24 protein-coding genes and 2 pseudogenes are annotated in these 22,766 nt (G+C 64.2%); 4 read left to right on the forward strand and 22 right to left on the reverse strand.

From position 1 onward, the window contains the following. Nucleotides 1–60 precede the first annotated feature (60 nt). Entirely contained in the window at nucleotides 61–951 is an 891-nt protein-coding gene (locus GY40_RS20915) for a LysR family transcriptional regulator (protein WP_038366410.1), read from the forward strand. Between the two features lie 242 nt (nucleotides 952–1,193). Here GY40_RS20915 and GY40_RS28360 read toward each other — a convergent pair. From GY40_RS28360 to GY40_RS20995, 20 genes and pseudogenes are all read right to left on the reverse strand, one after another. Further along, nucleotides 1,194–1,310 (reverse strand): annotated as a pseudogene (locus GY40_RS28360) (ATP-dependent DNA ligase); the annotation flags it as partial. A gap of 646 nt (nucleotides 1,311–1,956) precedes the next feature. Then, on the reverse strand, nucleotides 1,957–2,139 hold the full coding sequence (locus GY40_RS27735; RefSeq protein WP_349236413.1) for a helix-turn-helix domain-containing transcriptional regulator: 183 nt from the start codon (nucleotides 2,137–2,139) through the stop codon (nucleotides 1,957–1,959). Between the two features lie 592 nt (nucleotides 2,140–2,731). Beyond that, on the reverse strand, nucleotides 2,732–3,031 hold the full coding sequence (locus tag GY40_RS20920; RefSeq protein WP_038366413.1) for a PRC-barrel domain-containing protein: 300 nt from the start codon (nucleotides 3,029–3,031) through the stop codon (nucleotides 2,732–2,734). Between the two features lie 180 nt (nucleotides 3,032–3,211). Beyond that, nucleotides 3,212–3,385: a hypothetical protein gene (locus GY40_RS27740; protein ID WP_156116028.1), complete on the reverse strand. Its 174-nt coding sequence runs from the start codon at nucleotides 3,383–3,385 to the stop codon at nucleotides 3,212–3,214. Continuing rightward, nucleotides 3,382–3,576, reverse strand: a complete 195-nt coding sequence (locus tag GY40_RS20925; RefSeq protein WP_038366416.1) for a hypothetical protein — start codon at nucleotides 3,574–3,576, stop codon at nucleotides 3,382–3,384. The genes GY40_RS27740 and GY40_RS20925 overlap by 4 nt, the downstream gene beginning before the upstream one ends. Further along, a complete protein-coding gene (locus GY40_RS28040; RefSeq protein WP_197062795.1) occupies nucleotides 3,563–4,045 on the reverse strand; it encodes a hypothetical protein in 483 nt (160 codons plus the stop codon). Before GY40_RS28040 ends, GY40_RS20925 begins: the two co-directional genes overlap by 14 nt. 10 nt (nucleotides 4,046–4,055) lie before the next feature. After that, nucleotides 4,056–4,319 (reverse strand): Pam3-gp28 family putative phage holin, encoded by a 264-nt coding sequence (locus GY40_RS20935; protein ID WP_038366422.1) that lies wholly within the window; start codon nucleotides 4,317–4,319, stop codon nucleotides 4,056–4,058. Nucleotides 4,320–4,448: 129 nt separating this feature from the next. After that, complete coding sequence (locus tag GY40_RS20940; RefSeq protein WP_038366425.1) at nucleotides 4,449–4,628, reverse strand: hypothetical protein; 180 nt, start codon at nucleotides 4,626–4,628, stop codon at nucleotides 4,449–4,451. Between the two features lie 251 nt (nucleotides 4,629–4,879). Next, on the reverse strand, nucleotides 4,880–5,041 hold the full coding sequence (locus GY40_RS28365) for a hypothetical protein (protein WP_248311240.1): 162 nt from the start codon (nucleotides 5,039–5,041) through the stop codon (nucleotides 4,880–4,882). A gap of 150 nt (nucleotides 5,042–5,191) precedes the next feature. Beyond that, a complete protein-coding gene (locus GY40_RS28370; protein WP_248311241.1) occupies nucleotides 5,192–5,602 on the reverse strand; it encodes a peptidoglycan-binding domain-containing protein in 411 nt (136 codons plus the stop codon). Between the two features lie 817 nt (nucleotides 5,603–6,419). Continuing rightward, nucleotides 6,420–7,481, reverse strand: coding sequence for an ABC transporter ATP-binding protein (locus tag GY40_RS20950; protein ID WP_038366427.1), 1,062 nt, complete (start codon nucleotides 7,479–7,481; stop codon nucleotides 6,420–6,422). A gap of 8 nt (nucleotides 7,482–7,489) precedes the next feature. Further along, nucleotides 7,490–8,278: an ABC transporter permease gene (locus GY40_RS20955; RefSeq protein WP_038366429.1), complete on the reverse strand. Its 789-nt coding sequence runs from the start codon at nucleotides 8,276–8,278 to the stop codon at nucleotides 7,490–7,492. Between the two features lies 1 nt (nucleotide 8,279). Next, entirely contained in the window at nucleotides 8,280–9,170 is an 891-nt protein-coding gene (locus GY40_RS20960) for an ABC transporter permease (protein WP_081925575.1), read from the reverse strand. Further along, nucleotides 9,155–10,216, reverse strand: coding sequence for an ABC transporter substrate-binding protein (locus GY40_RS20965; protein ID WP_038366432.1), 1,062 nt, complete (start codon nucleotides 10,214–10,216; stop codon nucleotides 9,155–9,157). The genes GY40_RS20960 and GY40_RS20965 overlap by 16 nt, the downstream gene beginning before the upstream one ends. Before the next feature lie 12 nt (nucleotides 10,217–10,228). Then, nucleotides 10,229–11,194, reverse strand: a complete 966-nt coding sequence (locus GY40_RS20970) for a dipeptidase (RefSeq protein WP_038366435.1) — start codon at nucleotides 11,192–11,194, stop codon at nucleotides 10,229–10,231. 12 nt (nucleotides 11,195–11,206) lie between these two features. Continuing rightward, on the reverse strand, nucleotides 11,207–11,902 hold the full coding sequence (locus GY40_RS20975; RefSeq protein ID WP_051988361.1) for a hypothetical protein: 696 nt from the start codon (nucleotides 11,900–11,902) through the stop codon (nucleotides 11,207–11,209). Beyond that, nucleotides 11,899–13,629 (reverse strand): hypothetical protein, encoded by a 1,731-nt coding sequence (locus GY40_RS20980; RefSeq protein WP_038366438.1) that lies wholly within the window; start codon nucleotides 13,627–13,629, stop codon nucleotides 11,899–11,901. Before GY40_RS20980 ends, GY40_RS20975 begins: the two co-directional genes overlap by 4 nt. 1 nt (nucleotide 13,630) lies before the next feature. After that, nucleotides 13,631–14,347 carry an IclR family transcriptional regulator gene (locus GY40_RS20985; RefSeq protein ID WP_038366441.1) on the reverse strand — a complete coding sequence of 239 codons (717 nt, stop codon included), beginning with the start codon at nucleotides 14,345–14,347 and terminating at the stop codon, nucleotides 13,631–13,633. A gap of 637 nt (nucleotides 14,348–14,984) precedes the next feature. Beyond that, nucleotides 14,985–15,500: a nuclear transport factor 2 family protein gene (locus tag GY40_RS20990; RefSeq protein WP_248311242.1), complete on the reverse strand. Its 516-nt coding sequence runs from the start codon at nucleotides 15,498–15,500 to the stop codon at nucleotides 14,985–14,987. 14 nt (nucleotides 15,501–15,514) lie between these two features. Beyond that, a complete protein-coding gene (locus GY40_RS20995) occupies nucleotides 15,515–16,267 on the reverse strand; it encodes an SDR family NAD(P)-dependent oxidoreductase (protein WP_038366447.1) in 753 nt (250 codons plus the stop codon). A gap of 116 nt (nucleotides 16,268–16,383) precedes the next feature. Here GY40_RS20995 and GY40_RS21000 point away from each other — a divergent pair, with 116 nt between their 5' ends. Beyond that, entirely contained in the window at nucleotides 16,384–17,292 is a 909-nt protein-coding gene (locus tag GY40_RS21000) for a LysR family transcriptional regulator (protein WP_038366450.1), read from the forward strand. Nucleotides 17,293–17,636: 344 nt separating this feature from the next. Here the strand turns inward: GY40_RS21000 and GY40_RS21005 are convergent. Then, a pseudogene (locus GY40_RS21005) lies at nucleotides 17,637–18,663 on the reverse strand (IS110 family transposase). A 483-nt stretch (nucleotides 18,664–19,146) separates the two neighbouring features. Here GY40_RS21005 and GY40_RS21010 point away from each other — a divergent pair. After that, complete coding sequence (locus GY40_RS21010) at nucleotides 19,147–20,292, forward strand: hypothetical protein (RefSeq protein WP_038366452.1); 1,146 nt, start codon at nucleotides 19,147–19,149, stop codon at nucleotides 20,290–20,292. Between the two features lie 4 nt (nucleotides 20,293–20,296). Further along, the gene (locus GY40_RS21015; protein ID WP_038366455.1) at nucleotides 20,297–21,295 is read left to right on the forward strand and encodes a glycosyltransferase family 2 protein; all 999 of its coding nucleotides are present in this window, start codon (nucleotides 20,297–20,299) and stop codon (nucleotides 21,293–21,295) included. Between the two features lie 27 nt (nucleotides 21,296–21,322). Here GY40_RS21015 and GY40_RS21020 read toward each other — a convergent pair whose 3' ends face one another. Next, entirely contained in the window at nucleotides 21,323–22,552 is a 1,230-nt protein-coding gene (locus GY40_RS21020) for a lipopolysaccharide biosynthesis protein (protein ID WP_156116030.1), read from the reverse strand. Between the last annotated feature and the right edge of the window lie 214 nt (nucleotides 22,553–22,766).

Below are 22,766 nucleotides of genomic sequence, written 5' to 3' on the forward strand. Positions count from 1 at the left end.
GCGGCGAATAAAAATAAGAAGTGCTTGCCGCTTGATTGTCTCCCGCTATCGTCTTGAACGATGCGCTATACCTTTGGTCAGGCCGAGGCGTTCTACTGGGTGGCCCGATTGGGCGGCTTCCGCGCCGCCGCCCTGCATCTCAACCTGTCGCAGCCGACGGTCAGCCTGCGCATCAAGGAGCTCGAGCGCACTTTGGGCGGCGAATTGTTCGACCGTTCGCTCTACCGCCCGCTGCCGACGACGCTTGGCAATGCGATCTATGCGGATATCGAGCGTTTGCTGGCTCATGCCGAGCAGGTCCAGCGTCACAGCAAGGACGGCTTGCGCGGCAGGAGCCTTTTACGCATAGGCGCCGCCGATTCCTTCGCCGCCGCGGTCCTCCCGGACCTCCTTGCGCAGTTGGCTATTCGCCATGCGGAGCTGCAGGTCGATGTCACCGTGGACTTCAGCACCAAGCTCGAACAACTCCTGCTCGACCGCTCGATCGACATTGCCTTTCTCTCGCAGCCGCGGGCCCATGACGGGATTACGATCGTGCCGCTCTGGATGATCGATCTCGTCTGGGTGGTGGGCGAAGGCCTGCCCTTCGCTGGCAATGTCGCGACGCCGGAGAACCTGGTCGATCTGCCGATCTTCACGAATAGCCCGCCATCGGGCCTGTTCACCACGATCCAGATGTGGTTTGGCGCGCAGGGCCTGAAGCCGCGCCGCCTCAACACCTGCAACCCGCTTACCGTGATCGCCCGCCTCGCGAGCGCCGGCACCGGCGCGGCGATGATCCCGCGCGAGATGATCCATCTCTCGGGAGAGAAGCTGGCATTGCGCGTGCTGGAGGCGCGTCCGGCCATCCCATCGCATAACCTGTGTGCGATGTGGTGGAACAACGAATCTGCCGATGAATGCAGTTACCTTGCGAACCTCGCTGCCGAGATCGCCAAGGTTGGGCGGTAAGGCGTGTCTTTGTATGCGAGCGTCCGCTTTTCGGCGAAGGGTGAATATCAGCTTGGGGCACGGTGCCAAATCGCTCATCACAAGCGGATTCCCTCACATCGCGTAGGCTGTTGGCCGAGGCAGCCTCCCAGTGATCGCGCCGCCGATTGCGGCACGTGCCTTATGCTTGCAAAGGTTGTCGGATGCGGCTCCTTGTCATATCGGACCTTCATTTGGAATTCGGCGCCTTTGAATTCCCCGCAGACGCCACCGACATAGACTAGGTGGTCGCCCTGCCTCGCGGCGAGCAGCAGCCGGCCAATCCCGCCCAGGGCGATCGTCGACGGTTCATAGCCGACGATGACGAAGCTCTTCGACCGGCAGGGCGAATCGTTCCCTAGCGGAACCGCCTAGGCACAAATCGGTTTGAAGACAGCCGCAGGAACCGGAGCGCCAACGATGGTTTCGAGACAACCCAAGGAGCCAGGGCTACAACCGACATTTCGGCATCGCGAGCTTTACAGGGAGCGATGTCGTGACGACGACGGCAACATCTACACAGTCATAGTCTGGCAAGGCTACCCTGGCCTTGGGACCACATTCTACTCTCTGGACGATGGCACGCCGGTGCACTTCGAGGACGATTGCATCTTCACTATCGTTCCAACCGGCGAGCAACTAACTCGGTGTGACGACTAGGTAGCGACCTTGAAACGAAAAGGCCCGGCACCGCGTGAGCGAGCCGGCTACGGCGACTTCTCCCGGAATCGCTCGACCGACCGCCTGACGAGCTCCTTCTCGCTTTGGGCGACAAGAACGAATGCGGCCACGATATATGCTAGACGGGCCCGTTGTCGCTCGTGGTCCTCTTCTGGAAATTCTCGCTTCAGTTCCTGCCATGCGGCCTCGAGCGCCCCATGAGCCCGCGCGAGATCGACCGGGTCCTTTAGCGATGAGAAGGGCATGTCCGGCTACTTTAACACCCCCGGAGGTCCCGGCAACGGAAAATGACCCATCCTGTCTCAATCAGCCAAAGTCTTCGCGGAAGTCCACGCCAATCACCTCGAGCGCCCTAAACAGGGTAGTCAGGGTGGGATTGCCGCCATCGCGGATGAAGGCCTTGTAGATAACTGACCGGCTGAGCCCGGTCTGCGCCGCGAACTCCCACACGCCGATCTCTGGGATGACATCGCCAACGGCCTTCGCGATGCTTGCGGATCGCTGTTCTTGAAGGCAGCTTTGATGTGAGCGACGCGGCCCTCAACCGTCTCAAGATCACGCTGGACGAGGGGCCGTGTCGCCTTGGATGCCATCGAGTTGGTCGCGCTGCTTCGATCGGGAAGGCGCTCAATGCGGAGCGCTGGCGGCAACGTCAACTCGCCCCGACTACGGTCTAGCGAACTCGATGCTCGCAGCCAGCGAGATAGCGACAGATGCTGAGCTCAAGCTCTGCCCTTTCCCGTCCTCTGGGTGTCTCCTGATGCTCGAACTCGATGCACCGCAGCCGGTCTAAAGCTTCTCGGAGCTGCTCGGGTGTTTCGATTGTTGTTTCGATCGGCGTGGTCGTTGCAGGCAAAGCGCAATGTTCAGCAGAAACCAGCATCGGATCCTCCCGAGGATTCGGCATTGATTTTACGAAGCGTTGGGGCTGTCCGGCCTGACAACGCGGGCCCGATATCGAGGTTCCTGCTTAGGATACATTGTGCGCTTCTGGACCAAATGGCCCATGGTCTGACGGCAACCCCGAACGAAAGGCCCCGCCAGCCGGAGCTGACGGGGCCTTTGATCGATAGAGCCAGCGTCAGGGGTCGACGTGCTCCGGCATCGCCTTCAACTCGTCCTTGGTCCAGTTCGTCACCGCGTGCACGTTTCCGTCTTCATCACGCATGAACTCGAGCTGGTTGATCGGTATGGGGACCGGCTTGGTTCCGATCCCGAGGAAGCCGCCAACATCGATAATGGCCTGAGCCATTGGCCCGGAGCCGTAGACATGCGAGATCGAGCCGATTTTTTCGTCGCCCGGCCCATAGATGGTGGCGCCGTCGAGAACGTCGGGCGTCAGGTCGGTCGATGAAAGGCGGGTATGCCGAGAATGATCCATCGTTTCCTCCCAGGGTTGTTGCAGAACCAACGGGCGGAAAGCGATGGCGTTCCTCGCAGTGCCGGCTCAAAACAAAAAGGCCGCCGCTCCCGAAGGAACGACGGCCCAAGTGCAGGGAGGAAACGCCCAAGGAGGGCCGCCCCTTACGAGGGCGAGGCGGTCGACGGCCGGAGCCGCGATCTATGTTCGGCGCCGGCGCGGCGCTGGCTTCGTGACCTGCAACTGCTTCAGCATCTCCTGAGCCATGATTTCGGCTCGCCGGACAATCTCGGCGTCCTCAGCGCGCTCCTGGCTGATGGCTAACATCTTCTCGAGCGAGACGGCGATGCGCTCCATGATCGCGGTCAGCTTCAATTGCTCGGCGGCATTTCCTGAAGTGGTCGCATATCCGCGATCGACAGCCCGGGGATCAATCGATCCCCGGACGGCGTTGTCGGGCTCTTCCGATCCTTCAGGTACTGGCGGATCATGACAGCGCCGATGGCAAGGCCAGCGACGAGCGTGCCGATCGCGTCCTCTGGGGTGATACCTTCAGGGAGAACCATCGGCGATGACCCTGTCCATGCTCGCGGCATCCTTGGTCGCGGCGACGATGTTCATCGCGTCGAGGACAAGAAGGCCGGGATACACAGCAAGGCCAGTCGTCGCCGCATCGGAGGCCAGCAGGCCAAAGGTGATCTGGAGCCAGAGGAAGCAGGACAGAAACGACGCCAGGGCCCGCACGTGCGGCGACCAGCGACCATACCATGTCCCCGAGAACGCCCCGTTCACGACGAGTGCCAGCAGCCGGAAGACCCCGATCGCAATGGCGAACCACCCCCAGGTGCTCTCGTTCATCATGGCCGCCATCTGGCCCAGGCAGGGTTGCCCGCGAAGGTTGGAGCCGGACCGATCATATGCAGCCCCACGCCACCGTGAATCCCGGCCAGAACCCATTCGGAGCGCCGAGCCGGGAAAACGGTCGTGGATGCCGAGGTAGATCCGGACCGGAAGCGGGTGATTGCGGTAGGGCACCGGCCTACTCCTATCCCGCGGTGACCGAGGGGTCTTTCACCTTGCGAGCCATTTCCGGCGTGGTGCGGATCTCGGTCACCTCCGGGAGTGCAGCGGCAGAGGCGACCAGGCCGGCCTTGCGGCGGACATAGAGCCCCCAGACCGTGGGGATCAGCCACATGACGAAGGTGACGACGACGGTCTGCCCCTGCGCATCGAGCACGCCATAGGTGCCGAGCGCGGCCGCAGCCGATTGGACGACGGTGCGGATGAGGCTGAGGATCTGTTCGTTCATGGCTCAAGCTCCTTTCTTCGCGGCTTCGATCGCCTGCAGCGCCTTCATCGTTTCGCCGATGGCGATAGCGAGATCGGCAGCGGAGCGCGGCGGTTTGGCGCAGAACTGCGCGAGCACGACCTGTCCCTGCTACGCCGCAGCGCGCACCTTCTCCGGCGCGAACAGGTCGACGGTCAGCGCCGCCGTCTGCAGATCGGCGCAGCGGGCAGACAAGCGGTCGCTGACCTGCGCGATCTGGCTGTCCAGCGTCTGGCAATCGGCGAGCGCCAGCGATCCCAAGGCGACGAGCGCCAGGATGATACGGTTCATGTGATGCTCCGGGGTGGGAAAGCGGCTGGCCCAACCGCGGCGGGATTTTTAGGAGACATCCATCAAATGATGGATGCCGGCCGCCGGCGCCCTGAGAACAATTTTCTCGCGGCGATAGGGTTGGCAAAGATGAAAAAGGGGCTGGGTCTATTTTTCTCGGCGCGCCGGGCGTCGATGAAGCGTGCGCTTGGGAAACTGAGACTGGCGCGCGAAGAGCAATTCCCGAAGCCGAGGCTGGTCTGGTCCTCGGATCAGATCAGCGCGGACGTCGCGGCGCGGAACATGTCGCCGCAGGCCTTGGCGCCGCCGACGGGCGGATCGAAAGCAAGCCGAGCGATATCCCACTTGCCGCGCTGAGCAATCTTCAGCGTGCCTTGCACCTCTGCGTGCGAGAGCACCGTCTTCGGCGTCACCGGGATGGCATATCAGCGGCAAAGGTCGGCGAGCACAGCCAGTAGTGCGTTCCACTGCATCCTCGTCATCGGGGCCGAAGCCACGTTGAAGGGGCTCGATTGCTCCGGCCATGCAGCACAACGACACGCCGACCGAGCCGGTGCTGCAGTTCAGCGTGTGCGCGGCATAGCCCGGCTTGGCCCCACGGAATCGTTCAGGCTGATCGGCGGAATACCACGCACCAGCTTGCCGTCTCCCTCGATCAGAACATGATAATGGCTGCGGTCGAGACCTGAGCCGCGATGGGCGCCGGCGGTCCAGTGAACGATGATCCGGTCCATTTGAGCCGCGGGCATCCAGTCAGAAGGAACGACCGAAGTCGAAGCAGCAGGCTCTTCGCCCTGCTTCGTCGCCTTCTGAAGCGCAGCGATGGTCAGCGGCTCGACCACTCCATCCGCCGCAAGCCCGCGCCCGCGCTGAAACGCCTGGATAGCGGCCTTGGTCGCCGGCCCCGGCTTGCCATCCACCACAAGCGAATAGCCGAGCGCGACCAGCGCCCGCTGTACTGCGGTCGTGCCCATAAAGCAGTACTGCGGCGGTTAAAAATGCGGATAAGGAGAGACTTGACCTAAGGTAATATAAGGCGTCCGACGAATCGCCCGAGCCACTTCGCCGTGCCTGGATTGGGCATGAGCCGGCGCTGTCTTGTTGCGTCTCGGCAGCGCCGGCTCAGTTCACAGAGGTTTCAGATAAAAACAGCGTTGTGTGGAGACCTAAGCTGTGCAGAAGAGCAAGGAAATCCTGACCGCCCTAGCGTTCGTTTCGACCGCAGCAATCGCCATGACAATGTGGCTCGGACTGATCGGTTATGGCGCGTGGCACTTCCTGTTCGGATAGCCATGGCCCGCATCGGCTTGCGATGCTGATCTCAGGGACAGATCAGATGGGTTGGGAAGAGCCGGCCGCTCGATGCACAGCGGTGACGGTTCCGCACTGGCTAATGACGGCGATCAATCTCGCCGGCTGGCAGCTATCGCGCTGGTGCCACTCTGGCACCCTTAGAGACTGGTCGGATCAGCAGCAGCAGCGGAACAGCCCTCGCCGGCGCGGGGTTGTTGGAGCGCTACGCCTTAACGGAGGGCGATATGCTTGCTCAGGTGACGATCATTGCCGTGCTGCTGATCGCAGGGACAATTGGATTTGTGATGGCTGCAACCTCATCCGGATCTCGGAAGCGCTGGCCGCGCTAGTCGAGCGCAAAGGATTGCGAGCCCCGTCTGATCAGCGGCGCTACGGGTGTCCGCAGGTGGCGCGGAACGGCCTACATCTTGAGCTGCCGCGTATTGGCTAGCTTGAGAATGACCTCAAGGATTGGTCTCCGATCCTCCCGGGCCAAAATCATCTTGGAACGATATGGACGCGCTCTTTGGACCACCGCATGACACAGCGTTCCCCCCGGGCGAGCGCTGGCATGTCGAGACCAGGCACGCGGGCGCGCAGTTCCTGACCGGCGCTCTTGCCGATGACTAGGAAGCTGTCGCCGTAATTGACGATCTCGTCGACGGTGAAGCAGATGTCTTCGGGAGACCGCTCTTCCTTGGAAAGGCGAATGGTCTCCGGCCGCAGGAGCACGTCGACTGGAGTCCCCGGGGTAAGATCGCCACGTCCGACCGCGATCGAGCCGAACCCCGGTAGATCGACACTCCCGCCACGGCCAATGACGCCCTCGATCAGGTTGCTGTCGCCGATGAAGGAGGCGACGAAGCGCGTCTGCGGCCTGGCATAGACCTCCGCCGGGCTGCCGATCTGCTCGATCCGCCCGCGATTGAACACCGCGATGCGGTCCGACATCGCCATCGCCTCACCCTGGTCGTGCGTGACATAGACCATGGTCACGCCCAGCTCGCGGTGGATCCGCTTGAGTTCGATCTGCATCTGCTCGCGCAGCGCCTTGTCGAGCGCGCCGAGCGGCTCGTCGAGCAGCACGACATCGGGCTCGAAGACGAGTGCGCGCGCCAGCGCGACGCGCTGCTGCTGCCCGCCGGATAGCTCGGCCGGCTTGCGGCCGGAGAAATCGGCGAGACCGACCATGGCGAGCGCATCGGCGATGCGCTTGGCGGCCTGCGCCTTCGGCACCTGCCGCATCCGCAGGGGGAAGCCGACATTGTCGGCGACGCTCATATGCGGAAACAGTGCGTAGTTCTGGAAGACCATGCCGATGTTGCGGTCATAGGGCTCGACGCTGTCGATCTTGCGTCCGCCGATCGCGATCTCGCCGCTGCTCGGCTTGGAAAAGCCGGCGATCATCATCAGCGTCGTCGTCTTGCCGGAGCCGGACGGACCGAGGAAGGAGACAAACTCGCCGGGTTGGATCTCGAGATCGATGCTGTCGACGGCGTTCTGGCCAGCCAGGTAGCTCTTCGACAGGCCACGCAAGGAAAGGGCTCGGGCGTTCTTCATGGTCTGTCCTAGGCTTTCGCGCGGGCAGGCTGCGGCTTGACGAGGCGCGCGGCCCAGCGCGCGCCGATGACGACGAGAACGGCGGCAAGCAGCAGCGAGGAGGCGGCGGAGATCGCCGGATCCGCCTCCATCTGGAAGCTGTTGAACATCTGCCGCGGCAAGGTCGCGCTGTCGCGGCCCGAGATGAAGATCGCGATCACGGTCTCGTCGAAGGAGTGGATGAAGGCGAACAAGGCCGCGACCAGGAAGGCCGGGCGCAGGATCGGGAAGGTCACCAGCCGGAAGGTGGTGAGCGGGCGTGCGCCGAGGCCGGCCGCGGCATTCTCGACCCGGCGGTCGAAATTGGCGAGCGCCGAGGTCAGGGTCAGCACCACCACGGGGATGGTCAAGCAGGTATGGGCAAGGATGACGCCGGTCATGCTCTGCACCAGCCCGAGCGAGCCGAAATAGCTATAGTAGCCCAGCGCCATCACGATATGCGGCACGATCAGCGGCGACAGCACCAACATGCGGAAGGCGGAGCGGAACCGGAAGCGATGCCGCATCAGGGCGAAGGACGCGGGCGCCCCGAAGAGCATGGCCAGCACCATCGTCCCGAAGCCGATCGCGAAGCTGTTGAACAGCGGCCCGGTCCAGTTCGGGTCGGAGAAGAAGCGCCGGTAATAGCCGAGCCAGAAGCCCGGCGGCGGGAATTCGAGCGAAGGCGCCGTGCTGAACGACATCGGCACGACGATGAACATCGGCCCCGTGAGGAGGATCGCGACGAGAACCGCCAGGATGATCGTGGAGCGGGACATGCTACCTCCACATCCTGTCGAGACCGAAGAAGCGGTCATAGAGCGTAAACAGCGCGAGCGCGGCGGCGAGCAGGATCATCGAGGTTGCGGAGGCCGCGCCGAAATCGAGGAGCTGCTCGATTTCCTGGCCGATCCGTCCGGCGATCATCTTGTCCTGCGGGCTGCCGATCAGGGTCGGCGTCACGTAGAAGCCGAGGCAGGTGATGAAGACGAGCGTCGCGCCGTTGACCACGCCCGGCAGGCTCTGCGGAAAATAGACCGTGAGAAAGGCCCGCAGGGGCCGGGCGCCAAGGCTTGCGGCGGCGCGCATATAGCTCTCGTCGATCCGCTTCATCACGGCATAGAGCGCGAGCACCATGAAGGGCACGAGCATGTGCGCCATCGCGAAAGTCGCAGCGAAGGTGGTGAAGAGCAGGCGCGGGGGCGGGCTGACGCCGAGCGCGGTCAGGAGCCCGACGACCGGCCCCTTCGCCCCCAGGATCACCATCCAGGCATAGGTCCTGACCAGGAAGCTGGTCCAGAAGCTCAGCGCGACCACGCCGAGCAGGAAGCCGCCGACGGCGCCGCCGCGCCGGGCCGCGACATAGGCGATGGGATAGGCGAAGACGAGGCTCGCAAGCGTGACGACGAAGGCGGTCTGGAAGGTCCGCGCCAGCACGGCGAGGTCGTAACGCGAGGCGAAGAAGGTCGCGTAGTTGCCGAAGCCGAATTCCGGATCGCTGACGCTCATCCAGACGACGAGGCCGAGCGGGACGAGGAAGAAGGCGGCGAGAAACAGTGCCGCCGGCACATAGAGGATGACGGGCGGGCGCAAGAGGGTCACCAGAAGCGCCCGCGCAGGAAGCGCGGACGCCTCGGCCGCCAGCGCGGGGCGCGTCAGCTCGACAGCCATTGTTCGAAACGCTTTGCCATGACGTCGAATTGCGGGCCGAGCTTCTCCGCGTTCAGCACGACGGCCTTGGCCAGGTTCTCCGGCGAGGTCGGCATCCGCGCGACGACCTCCGGCGGCAGGCTCTTGAACGAGGCCGGGTTCATCGGGCCGTAATTGTTGCGCTGGGCGAACTGCGCCAGCCGCTCCGGCTGCACCGCGAACTCGATGAAGCGCCAGGCATTGCGGGTCCGCGGCGTGCCGCGCGCCACGACCCAGGCCGCGACATCGATCACCGCCTGGTCGTAGCTCAGCGCGATCGGCACCTTCTGATCGATGAGCTGCTGGGCGCTGGTGTTCCACATGCCGATCAATTCGATCTCGCCGTCGCGCAGCAATTGCTGGGATTGCGGACTCTGGCTCCACCAGACGCGGACATCCTTCTTGATCCGGTCGAGGGATTTGAAGGCGCGGTCGAGGTCGTAGGGGAAGAGATCGGTCGGTGCGACGCCGTCCGCCATCAGCGCGAAGGCGAGCACGCGGGCGGAATAGTTCTGCAGGCAGCGCGAGCCCGGGAACTTCGCCGTATCCCAGAACTCGGCCCAGTTCTTCGGGCCGCCCGCGGGAAACTTGTCCTTCCGGTAGGCGATGACATTGGCGAAGGCGTGGGAATTGACGCCGTTGAGGGTCACGGCGCCGGGCCAGAGCGAGGCGGCCGGGATTTTGCTCTCGTCATATTTGTCGAGCAGATTGGCGTGGTTGGCGCGGGCGAGCTCGGAGACGCCGAGCGTCGTGACGTCGAATTCGTAGACGCCGGTGCGGACCTGCGCCGCGAGCTTGGCGAAGGAGACCGGCGCGATCGTCTTGATCTCGATCCCCGTCGCCTGGGTGAAGGGATCGAAGAGCACGGCGCGCGCCGCCTCTTCCCAGGGGCCGCCCCAGGTGTTGACGTAGATCGCCTCGGCCGCGCGGGCGCGACGGATGAAGGGTATCGACAGGCTGCCCGCGCCGGCGGCGACGAGCAGTTTCCGTCGTGAGAGCCGCAAGCTCGAAGCGTCGTCGCCGGTCATGGTTCTCTCCTCTCAGCCGAACACAGCGCGATAGACGCGCAGCCAATTCCCGGAGGTGATCTTCTCCACTTCTTCCGGGTTGAACCCCTGTTTCGCCAGCGCCGGCGCGACCGCAGCCAGGCCACTGATCTTCTTGAGCCAGGCCGGCTTCTCGCTCGGGGCGGTATTGGTAGCCGAGCCCGCGCCATACTGGGCCGTCCGCGTCCAGCGCCCCTGGCGCATCCAGTCGAGATAGCTCTGGCTGGTGTGATGGCTGAAATCGGTGCCGAGGCCGACATGGTCGATGCCGGCGATGTCGACGGTGCGCGCCACCATCTCGGCCCAGGCATCGACGCGGTCGCAGGCCTCGACCGGGGTGATGTTGCGATAGGCGGCGCAGCCGATGATGCCGCCCTTGGCAGCCAGTGCCTTGATGACCTCGTCGCTCTTGTTGCGCTTGTGCGGGAAGACGGAGGACGGGTTGGCATGGGTGATCGCGATCGGCTTTTGCGACCATTCGATCGCGTCGAGCGTCGTCCTGTCGCCGACATGCGAACAATCGACCAGCAGGCCGCAGCGGTCCATTTCGCGCACGACCTCCCGCCCAAAGCGGGACAGGCCGGGATCGACCGCCTCGTAGCAGCTCGAACCGACATCGTTCTGGTTGTTGTAGGTGAGTTGCAGGACGCGGACGCCGAGATCGGCGAAGAGCTCGACATAGCGGATACGACCGTCGAGCAGGTTGGTGTTCTGATAGCCGAGCAGAAGCGCGGTCTTGCCGTCCCGGTCGGCGACGAGGATATCGTCGGTCTTCAGCGCGATGGTGACGAGGTCGCTATTGGCGCGCGCCATGTCGCGCCATTTGCCGATCGCGTCGAAGGATTCGATCGCGCCCTCCCAGAATCCAAGCGTCGGCGTGACGCAGGTGAAGCCGCCGGCCTTGAGCTCCTCGAACACGTCGCGGCCGTAGAAGCCGCATTGCAAGCCGTCGATCAGCATCGGTTTGAACCTTTACGGGATGGAGGCGGGGCGCAGCCGTATGGGATCGGCGGCGAGCATGGAGAGGTCGGTTTCGTCCTCGTCGTTGCGACCGACGATGCGGCCATCGGCCTCGACGCGGATGGTGCCGGCATGGCGGCGGCTCTCGAAAGAGTCGGGAGCAAGCGCCGCATGCGAGGCGTGGTAGAGCGGCCACCACAAGCCTGCCGCGACCGTGCAGCCTTCGCGCCGGACGTGGTTGAGGAGGCCTTCGGTTCGCGCCAGGCGGGGTCGGACTTCCAAGAGGACGCCGCCCGCTACCTCGGAGCAGATCGCCGTGAGGCCATGCTTTTCGGCGAGCCCGGCGACCACACCGAACTCGCACGGGCTCACCGCGCCGCACACCAGAACCTCGCCGCGCCCCGTGAGGCGGAACCGCTCGACGGCGAGATCGAGTAAGGCTTCGGCGACGAGCCAGGGATGCTGGCCGGCAACATCGACTTGCAGAACGCCGTCCTCGCCTTCGCTCAATGTGGCGGGCTTGACAGGCGAAGCGGCCAGCGCAGCGATTTCGGCCGAGAGCTTCTCAAAGCCTGCGACGGGCAGGATCGCGGACACCACCGCCGCATCGCGGACGGCGAAGAGAAGCCCCGGAGCGACACCGTTCGCCTGGACCAAGCGTTCGATGATCAGGCGTATCTCGCGCAGGGTGAGGCGCAGCTCCGTCATGAGCGGGGCTCCGGAGGATAGAACCAGTGGGGATCGGCCGTTCCCGCCGCGAGATCGGCGGGCGTCGGCGCGCCATGGAAGATCACGCCGCGCAGGTTGCGGTTGAGGAAGTCGCGCGCCTTGTCGATGCCGTGGATGCCGACATTGAGCAGGCGCGTGATCTGCGCCGGGACGAAGTCCTCGCTCATGATGTCGGCATGCGGCGAATGGTAGGGCAGCCCGGCCAGCGCTTGGACGCGCGTTGCGATCAGCCGGTGCTCTGGATGCTGGAGCAGGAAGCGGGCGACGCAGGTCTTTGGGTCTGCTTGGCTGAGGTCGCGGTCGAGCGCGACGATCAGCCGGGGCAGGTCGAGGCCGAGATTATGGGCTTCGCCGATTTCCTCCCGCGGCCCCCGGCGCGGCTCCTCGGCGGTGCGCGACTTGTACCAGACATAGCGCTGCGAGCGCTCGGAGGTGAGATCGAGATCGAAGGCCCAGCGATAATCGCTGCGGACGATCTCACGCAGCCGCCCGAGCGGCATTTCCGGCCGGCCGGTCAGTTCCTCGTCGATGACCAGCGTGTCCGAGAGGCTGTCGGCGACGTCGGGAACCAGCTCGATCAGCAGCGAGAGCAAGGTCTCGAAGGCCTCGGCATGAACGCGGCCGTCGAGCGAGGCCGTGAAGTCGAGCAGCGGGGTCGCGCCCGTCTCGCCCGCCTGAGCCAAGGCGATCAGCGCGTCGAGCTCGCGGCGGATGACGACCAGATCCTCGGCGATGCGCAGGCTCGGTGTGAAGGACTCGTATTCCGAGCGATCCTGCTGGCGTGCGACGATCGCCTTGTCGAGCAGGCTTGCCAGCGTCCGCAGCGGTGCCCCCTCCCGACCCACCGGCACCAGCTTGCCATGGGCGATGGCGGTCTCGCGGATCGTCAGCCACTGGTTGATCAGGCGCGGATGGTTGTTGACGAAGAACATCAGCCCGAGCGCCGAGCCGTTGCCGACGCCGAGGAAGCGGGCGAGATCCGGCGCGAAGCCCGCGGCCTTCGTGCCTCCATGCAACCGCGCGAAATGCTGGACGAGATCGAGCGCGAAGACCCGCATCATATACGCGGTCAGCATCTGCGCCTGCAGGGAGGCGCGCAGCGGGTGGTCCTTCTCGAAGGCGAGGAAGGACTTGGTGCCGAAGGTGCCGTTGCCGTCGATGCCGGTGTTGCGCATCAGGTAACAGGTGCCGCCGAGCGCTTCGACCGGCGGCTGCTCGCCCCTGGCCAAAGCGTTGACCGCGAGGTCGAACAGGCGGCCCGAGCGGTTCGAGCGCGCCCAGGTCAGGGTATCGGGCGTGGCGCGCCCTTCGTAGAGCTTCGGCAATTCGCTCTGGAGCGCCGCGACCGCTGCGGGCGACATGTCGCCTTCGACCAGCGCGCCCATCATGTCCCAGGCGCGGCCGATGATGCGGCCTGTGCGTTCACGCGCGGAGGGCTCGAAGGAGAAGATCGGGAAGGAGAAGCGCCAGCTACCCGCCTCAATGGCATAACGGGCGTGGCCGCGGCCCTTCTCGTCGATGTCGAAGGCCTTCTGCGTGATCGTCCAGCGCTGGCGTGAGGCCCGCGCGATCAGGTTGCGCGAGGCGCTGATGCGCGAGGGCTGGATGGCGGCGAGCCGCTCCGGCCGCATCAGTTCATCCGGACTGCGCATCAATGCACGCGGCAGCAGCGGGCCTTCCGGGGCGAGAAGGGCGGAAACCGTCATGTCAGGAATGTCCAAACTGCGCGCTGAGACGTCGTGCGCCGGCAACGACGATGGGGCCGCAGCGGTCGTGATCGAAGCGGAAGATCGGGCCCGAGATGGCCAGGACCGCCACGCATTGGCGCGCGGCATCGAAGACGGGAGCAGCGACGGCGGCGACGAGATGCGGGTCCGTCGGCGCGAAAACGGCGTAGCCGCGCTCGCGCACCACCTGCAATTCCGCTTCCGGCGGCAGAGTGACACCCTGCCCGCGCAGGCTGTCGCGCATCTCCTCCGATCCGAAAGCGACCAGCACGGCGCCGGAAGCGCTGCCGCCGAGCGCCATCTTGGCGCCGACGCGCAGGTCCGCCCGCAGAACCTGCCGGGATTCGACGCGGTTGATGATGACGGCATGGTAGCCGTCGGCGACGGAAATCGTTGCGGTTTCGCCGCTCTCATCGACGATCTGCTGGAGCAACTCGCTGCTGCGCTCGCCGAGATTGGCCTGCTCCAGCGCGCGCACCGCATAGAACTGGAAGCGCAGCGCCAATCGGAATGCGCCGTCCTCGGTCTGGTCGAGCAGGCCGGCCTCCACCAGCGTCCGGAGCCGCTGATAGACGACCGCGCGTGCATCGCCGCTTGCCCGCACGACATCGGCCAGCCGCAACGGCTTCGGCGAAGCGGCGATGATATCGCAGACCGCGAGCGTCTTGAGCGTGGAGGAGAGGGAGCGAACGGCCATCTGTATTCTTATAATAGACAACGTATAATATAAAAATCATTCTGCGCGAACTCGATGTCAAGCTGGAAATTGCGAGTTCGCTTTAGGACCGGCGCCAACGTTGTGTGAGGCACCACCCGGCGCGCTAAGTCTCTGCCGGCGCTGTTCCATTTGAGGCGTGCCGATGATGGCATGCCGCAGGCGGCAAGCCAGCCGACGATCGGCATCCAACCGCGAGGCAAGGGGACATCGTTCGGCGTGCCTTCGATCCGTCCGTGTGAGGCGATCAGCTTCGCTGCGATCTTTTCCGCGCCGGCACGATGATCCTGCCAGAAGCCTGCCTAGGCGATTGCTGTACTCGGACCCTTGACGGTTACTCGCCGGGCCAATGAGCGTCTGCTTCCAAGCAGGAGCTCAATGTCCATTCATGGCGCTGAGTGCGAGTGAGTTCCTGGCGGCAATCGCAGATTGCCGCCGAGGCTTGGTGGCGGTCGCTCACTGGGTTTCGGCTGCAGCTGCAACGAATGCTGGCCAGCAGAGGACGCCAATGCGGTCCGTCATTCCCCTGGAAGGAATGACGGATGATTGTATCGACGTGGTTTCGGTGGTGAACCCGTACATCCAAGACGCTTCGCCCGCGGCTTCTGGTTGCAGGTTCTCATCCGCGCTTCAATGCAGCACGCAGGTTTTCGAGAACACCGAGCTGCTGCAGGATGACCGACGGCAGGTTGTAGCAATGGAAGGACGTGACCTTCCCGTCCTTCAGGTGGAACACGTCACAGCACGGCGCATCCATCCTCTTGCCGGTCGCAGGCAAGATTCCGCCGGCCATGTAAAAATCGCCCTTATGCGTACCCTGCAGAGCCAATTCGACGATCACGACGTCGTCTTTGACGTAGATATCGTACAACTCGCGATGCATGTCGGGAAACGCCGCGACCATCGCATCGACGGGCAGGCCGATCTCCTTGCCATAGTATTTCCTGCCGCCCGGCACATCGTAGAAATAGCCGTCCTCGGCGAACAGCGAGATGAACTTGTCCGTGTCCTTGGACGAAGCCTCTGCAAGGGCATAGAGGCTGCGGATGGTGTCTTCATTGGTCAGCATGACTGGAAACGCCTGTTGAATCTGGTCTGTGAAGGGAAAGGGCTGCCGCCGGCTGCGGTCATCCAATGATGGTCTGCAACTCAGATCTGAACCTGGCCACCATCGACGAAGAGTTCGATGCCGTTGACGAAGCTCGCTTCATCGGAAGCAAGGAACAGAACGGCCCGAGCGATTTCCTCGGGCTGCCCGACCCTGCCCGCAGGAATCAGGCTGGCGAGATAATCCTTGGTGCCCTTCGCCTGCTCGCCACCACCGAAGAGCTCGTCGAGCCCTGCCGTGTCGGTCACGCCGGGGCTGATCGCGTTGACGCGGATGTGCCGATCCTTGAGATCCAGAATCCAGTTCCGGGCGAAGTTGCGCACCGCGGCTTTGGTGGCGGAATAGACGCTGAAGGCCGGCGTGCCGGAAATGCTGGTGGTCGAGCTGGTCAGGATAACCGAAGCCCCGTCCTTCAGCAGCGGCAGCGCCTTCTGGACGGTGAAGAGCACACCCTTCACATTGGTGTCGAAGGTGTGCTGGTAATGCTCCTCGGTGATCGCGCCGAGAGGCGCCATTTTGCCACCGCCCGCATTGGCGAAGACCACGTCGATCTGCGCGTGCTTCTGCTGGATGGCATCGTAAAGCCGATCGATGTCGGCGAGCTTCGACATGTCACCGCGGACGCCGGTGACCTTGCCGCCGATCTGCCTCACCGCGGCGTCGAGCGCGTCCTGCCGGCGGCCGGTGATGAACACCGACGCGCCCTCGGTGGCGAAAGCCTTCGCCGTTGCGAGGCCGATGCCGCTCGTCCCGCCCGTCACCACCACGACCTTGTCGTCGAACTTGCTCGTCATTGTCCGTCTCCTTGAAACCGAGCGACGAAGCGCCGCGGCCCTTTTCAAATGAGACAAGAACGATGATGCGTGTAGTCGCCGAATATGGCACTAATCGTTCCACAAACGGAACGATGATGAAGATCGACCTGAACGACTACGCCTATTTCGCCGAGGTCGTGGCTCATGGTGGCTTCGCCCCGGCCGGCCGGGCGCTGCGCGAACCCAAATCGAAGCTCAGCCGGCGCATTGCAGGGCTGGAAGAGCGGCTCGGGCTGCGGCTGATCGAACGATCGAGCCGGCGCTTCCGCGTGACCGATACGGGCCTTGCCTTTTACGATCGCTGCCGGGCGATCATGGCGGAGGCGGAGCAGGCCGAGGCGCTGGTCATGCAGGCTCAGTCGGAACCGCATGGCCGCATTCGCTTCAGCTGTCCCACCGGCATGTTGGAGCCGATCTCGGCCCTGATATCGTCCTTCCTCGCCAAATATCCCAAGGTGCGCCTGCAACTCGTTGCAACCGACCGACCGGTCGACCTGATCGCTGAGCGGATCGATCTGGCGCTGCGGGTCCGTGCGGCCCTGACGAGCGACGCCGCCTTGACCATGCGCACGCTCGGGCTCTCGACACGCATTCTCGTCGCCGCGCCACGGCTCGCGAGCCAGATGGCCGACGTTACGCAGTTGGCCGCGCTGCCCACCCTCGCGACCAGTGACGATGCGGACGATCTGGAATGGCAGCTGGAATCCGAAGACGGCGGCACTCGCGCCGTCCGTATCATGCCACGGATGGGCTGCGCCGATATGATGGCGGTTCGCCAGGCCGCTATCGACGGGCTGGGCGTCGCGATCCTGCCTGATCATGTCTGCCGTGAGGCGCTTTCCGACGGGCGCCTCGTCCGCGTACTGCCAGCGTGGCACGGGCTCAAAGGCATCGTGCATTTGGTCTTCACGACACGGCGCGGTCTGCCACCGGCGGTCCGGGCGTTGATCGATCATCTCGCCGCTGGATTTCAGAGAGAGTTGGCCACGAAGGCGACAATGTAAGGCACGCGTCACGCGGCGCCACGCAAACGCTCCGTCATGCGCAAGACCCAAGCTCGGTTGGGTCGCCTTTCGGGCAATGTGCTAGAGTCCGCTTCTCTAATCGGGCAGTTGGGTCAAGCTCGGGTTGCACCTCTGTGCCGGGGTCTCATTCACGCGGGTCACGCTTCTCTTCGCAGTCTGGTGGCTTCTGTCGAGCCAAGCCGCCGCTGCACGCATGCATCGGATTGGGTCTGGAGAGCCTCGCTTGTGGACGCCCTGAGAGCGCAGCAGACATTTTCGGCTTCATCCATCCCGTCGTCCGCGTGGGACGATCCCGGTCGGGATCGGTGTGGGCTGCGGTCAGGTCATGCCGCAGCCTCCGATCCCAGTCGGAAGTCGGTACCATCGGCCCACATACGATGGAGCACGACGGCAATCTTGCGCACCACCGCGACAATGGCGCGCCGGCGACCCTTCGTCTTCATCAGCCGCACACCCCACGCTTTGAGACTCGACCAGGTGATCGAGCGCATCAACATGACGTTTGCGGCCGCGTAGAGCGCAGCGCGAACGTCGACGTCACCGGCATGGGAGATCCGACCTGGATTGTCCGTGTCGCCGGACTGGAAGCGTCGAGGTGTCAGTCTGAAGTCGGCTCCGACCGCTCGAGAACTCATGAAGCGGGCGGGATCGTCCACGGCAGCCTTGAAGCTGAGGGCGCTGATCTCTCCGACGCCCGGCACGGTCATGAAGCGCCGACAGATCGCATCCTCGCGGGCGGCTCGCTTCGCTCGCCGATCGAGCTCGGTGAAGGTCCCGAAGAGCATCGCCCGCGCCTCCAGCATCGGCAGGAGCGCATGGCTGAGCGCAGGATCGGTCTCGATCGTCTCACGTACAGCGGCATCAAAAGCGCCCCGGGACAATCGGAGAGGCAGCACGACGCCGAAGATGCGCAACAGGCCGCGGATCTCGTTCTCGAGGTCGATGCACTTTCGCTGCATCACCTTGCGGCTCGTCAGCAGCGCTCGCCTGTGGTGACTCTCGACGCTCTTCACATGCACTCGGCTATACCACCCGACCGGAGAATCTGGGCGATGCCGCGGGCGTCATGCTTGTCCGTCTTGTTCCGATGGCCGAAAGCGCAGCCGCGACCTGACGCGCCTCCATACAGACGACGTCGTAGCCAGCCTCCGTCAGTCCGTAGGTGATGGGCTGAGTCAGCGCGCCGGCCTCAAAACCGACCTGATGGATCGGCTGATCGAACCCCGCGAGGCCAAGAAGGACATCGGAAACGTCGGAGCGCACGGAGCGCTCGAGGCAAATCTTTCCGTCATGGTCGATGATGCAGATCGCCACCGAGCGCAGCGACACATCCAGCGCAGCGTAGAACATCGCGACTTCCTCCCTCTTGGATCTGCCGAGATCCTAATGGGAGCTTGAACCCTCGCGGGTCCGCCCGATTACGCATGCTATTGGCGCATAGCTCCTCTCGAGTCATTGTCGCAACCCATCACTACCGTCTGATCGATATCGTCCGTTGCGCCTGTTCTGGCGGCATGGTGCATGAATTCCCGGAGTGAAGAACGGCTCTGCCCGTCGCTTGGGGCCCTCATCCTGTCGAGGGCCCAGCCATCTTGGCTGACCTCACCGCGGGTTGCGCTATCTGCCCGGCAGCGCGGTACAGCGGGTCCCAATCTTTACCATTCTCTCGTTTTTACACGCATAGATTGCGTAAATGGAATAGCCTCTTGATCCGAGATGGTCTCTTCCCTGCCCCATCCGGCACTGGGGCCACGCGATGACAAGGATAACGATGTCCAGCCGCCGCGCATTTGCGCCAAACCCATTCCACTTGGTTCCAACGAGCGAGGCCTGATGTCGCTGATCGAACCGGATGCGCGCGCCGAGATCCGTCCGCGCCAGCGGGGAACGGTCAGGCCGATCAGGGCCTCGGACATACCGGCTGTCGCACGGCTATTCCTGAAAATCTTCAGACGAGCCGACAAGCCGGCCGGCACGGATCTGCAGCACTATCTGCGAACTCTGCTCCTGGCCTCCCCGTCCTATAGCGAGCCCCTGGGCACACAGGTCTATGAGCAGCAGGACGGACGTATTCGGAGCGCGCTGCTCGCTGTGCCGATGCGTTTCGTCGCCTGTGGGAATATCGTGCCTGGTCGCCTTCTCGGCGCTTTCATGACAGATGCCGACAGGGAAGCCCTCGGAGCCGCACAGCTCATTCTCGCCCTGCGGCCGAGGCGCGCGGATTTGGCCTTCTGCGACAGTGCATCGCCGACGAGCTGCAATCACCTCCTCGCAATTGGCGGCAAGCCGATCATTCTTCAGAATCTCGAATGGTCCCGCAGCTTCCGGCCTTTTGGCGCCCTGGTGGGGCGTTTCAACGCACGCTTCCTGCGCGGCAAAATCCCCGGTCTGCTCGTCCTCGCGCGCCCGGTCGACGGCCTGCTGCGCCACCTGCTGCCACAGCGGGACCCCCCGGAACCCGACGTCACGCGCGTAGCGGAGATGCCTGTCCCCATATTCCTCGTCCACGCGCCGCGGCTCATTGCCCATTACGCGGTGCGGCCGCTTTGGACGGAGGAGGAGCTCTTCTGGCTGGTTTCTCTGGCCGCGCAGAACACGCGGCTCGGCATCTTCACGATCCGCTCCGTGCTCGATCGCAACAACGCGATCATCGGCTGCTTTGTTTACTATGCGGCGCCGGGGCGGACCGCGCATGTTCTCAACGTGCTCTCACTGCCCGGCCAGGAGCCCGCCGTGCTGGGTGCGATGTTCCGACATCTCAACGAAACCGGTCATGTCGAGGCGCGCGGGCGCGCGCAGCCTGCCCTGATGATCGGGCTGTCGCTGCAGCGCTGGCTCATCTTCCAGCATCGTGCCTTCACCGTTGCGCTGACGCGGGTTCCGGAGATCAACGAGGCCCTGGCGCGCGGCGACGTCTTTCTCGGCGGCCTTGCCGGCGAGGACTGGAGCCGGCTGCTCACCGATTTCCATCGAGGCTAATGCGATGGCGGTTTCGGTGATCCTCAAGACGCTCAACGAGGAACAGCGGATCGGTGCCGCCATCGAGAGCGTTCTGGCGGTGACCGCAAGTATTGGTGGCGAGGTCATCGTCGCTGATGGCGGCTCGCGCGATCGTACCATCGCTATCGCCACGACCTATCCGATCCGGGTCGTCCAGCTTGAAGCGGCCACGTCTCCCAGTTGCGGCATCGGCCCCCAGCTTGGCTTCCAGTACAGCCGCGCGCCCTTCATCTGCCTGATGGACGGCGACATGCTGCTCGACCCCGACTTCATCTCCGAAGCGCTCGCCTTCCTCACCGCTCATCCCAAGGCTGCAGGCGTCACCGGCCATGTCGAGGAGATGAACGATACGAGCCTCGAATATGTCCGGCGCGGGCGCCGCATCTCCCCGGAGAACCGGGCGGGCACGATCGACCGCATGAATGGCGGCGGCCTTTATCGTCGGGAGGCGATCGAGCAGGCCGGGTATCTGTCCGACCGCAACCTGCACGGCTACGAGGAATTCGATCTCGGCGTAAGATTGCGGGCGCTTGGCTGGACGCTTCACCGACTCGATCGCCGCTTCGTTCGCCATTTCGGGCATGCGCTCAATGCCTATGCCCTGCTCGTACGGCGCTGGAAATCGGGCTACCTGCGCGGGATCGGGGAATTGCTGCGCGGCGCGCTCGGCAAGCCGCGATGGCGCCATCTCGTCCGTGAGCTGCCGGAGCTGAAGCTCTGGGCCGGCGTCTATGCCTGGCTTGCCGTGATGGTCGCGCTGCCTTTCGCGCTGCCGAGCCCACTGGCCGGGCTTGCCGTCGATGCCGCCCTGACCGCAGGCATCATCGGCGCGATGAGCCTGCGGCAGCGCAGCCTGCCGCTCGGGCTTTATGCGGTCGTCGCCTGGCTGTTCCACGCCGCCGCCTTGCCGCTCGGCTTCCTGCAGGCACGCAAGGCCCCGGAAGCCTGGATCGAGAGCCGGATCGTCAAGGACGCTTCATAGGACCTCGCCGGTTTCCGCAGCTCGCAATCAGCTGCGCTGCGCCAGCCGCAGCAGCACGAGCCAGGCCGCCACGGCGATCGCCCCCTCGATGAGGTAGAGCGCAATGAAGGTGCCGAGCGGCGCCGCCAGCCAGGTCGCGACCGCGATGAGGACGCTCCCCATGAGATTGGCACCGTTCAGGATCCAGGCCCGCACATCCTGTCGACCGGATGCCCCGAGCAGGTCGACGGCCGGCGCCCAGATACCGACCAGGACGACAGTTCCCGACAGGCAGCGGACGAAGAGGGGCAGCTCCTGATATTGCCGCCCGAACAAATCCATCAGCTCGGGCGCGAGCAGGACCAGAGCAACATAGGTCGCCAGACCGAGTGCCAGCGCCGCGACCAATGCCCGCTTCGCCATCGGCAGGGCAAGATGCAAGCCCTCGCGGCTTTCCCGCGCCAGGCGCGGATAAAGCAAGCGGTTCAAGGCATCGATCGCGAGATAGCTCGAATCCACGATCCGCCGGGCGACGCCATAACTGCCGACCGTCGCGAGCGGGGCGAGCAGGCCGATCACCAGGAGGTCGACATTGGTGCGCACAGCCCGCATCACGAATTGCGAGCTGAACAGGATACCGGGCTTCAACTCCTCGCGCAGGATTACAAAGCGAGGCCGGCCGAGGGGGCGGATCCAGGCGGCACCGATCGCGGCATAGAGAAGATGCGCCGCGCATTGCCAGAGCGCCCATTCCGACAGGGTCGAGACCCCGAACGCCAGACAGGCCAGCGCCGCGGTGGCGGTGCGTGCCAGGGCAAAACCGACCACCGCCCGATTGGCCTGATGGAACCGACCGAGGCCGAGGAAAGCAGTCTCCACGAGCAGGATCACTCTGACGACGACGACATTGCCGAAGAGCAGTAATGCCAATGTGAGCGCATCGACCGTGGGGCCGGCGCTCAACCGAAGCCAACCGGAAAGCGCGGCGGTGCCAGCGACGACGAGCACGACCCCGGTGAGGCCGATCAGACAGAGATTGTGGCCGAGCAGGGCCGCATAGCCGCCCGGCTCGCGCGCGACTCGCCGCAGCAAGCAGTCGGAAGCACCGAGGCCGCAAAGCTGAACCGCGATGGTGGTGACGGCCGATATTTGGACGAACAGCCCGAACTCGCTCGGCCCGAGCGCACGCGCCAGGATGGCGAAGGTCACGAGCTGCGAGAGCGCCGCCGAAGCCAGCGCACCGCTCGACATGAGATAGCTGACGAGAGCCGGGCGCATGCGCCGCAACCTCCCGCCCCCGGCCAATTCTGACATCCTCTGTGCCACCACCAAGTTAAGGTTAACGTTTAATTGAAAATACTACCTAAGATTGTATTTCACTACCATAAATGGATTACTTCAATCTGAAGATGATGTTTCGCGAGTAATGCCAGCCTGAGTGACAGATGCTCAAGATTGCCGCCACCAGCCTTTCCGACGCCGCCGGCGTACC

The sequence above is a fragment of the Allobosea sp. UNC402CLCol genome (genome assembly GCF_000745475.1).
In the GTDB taxonomy this organism is placed as follows: Bacteria; Pseudomonadota; Alphaproteobacteria; order Rhizobiales; family Beijerinckiaceae; genus Allobosea; species Allobosea spartocytisi.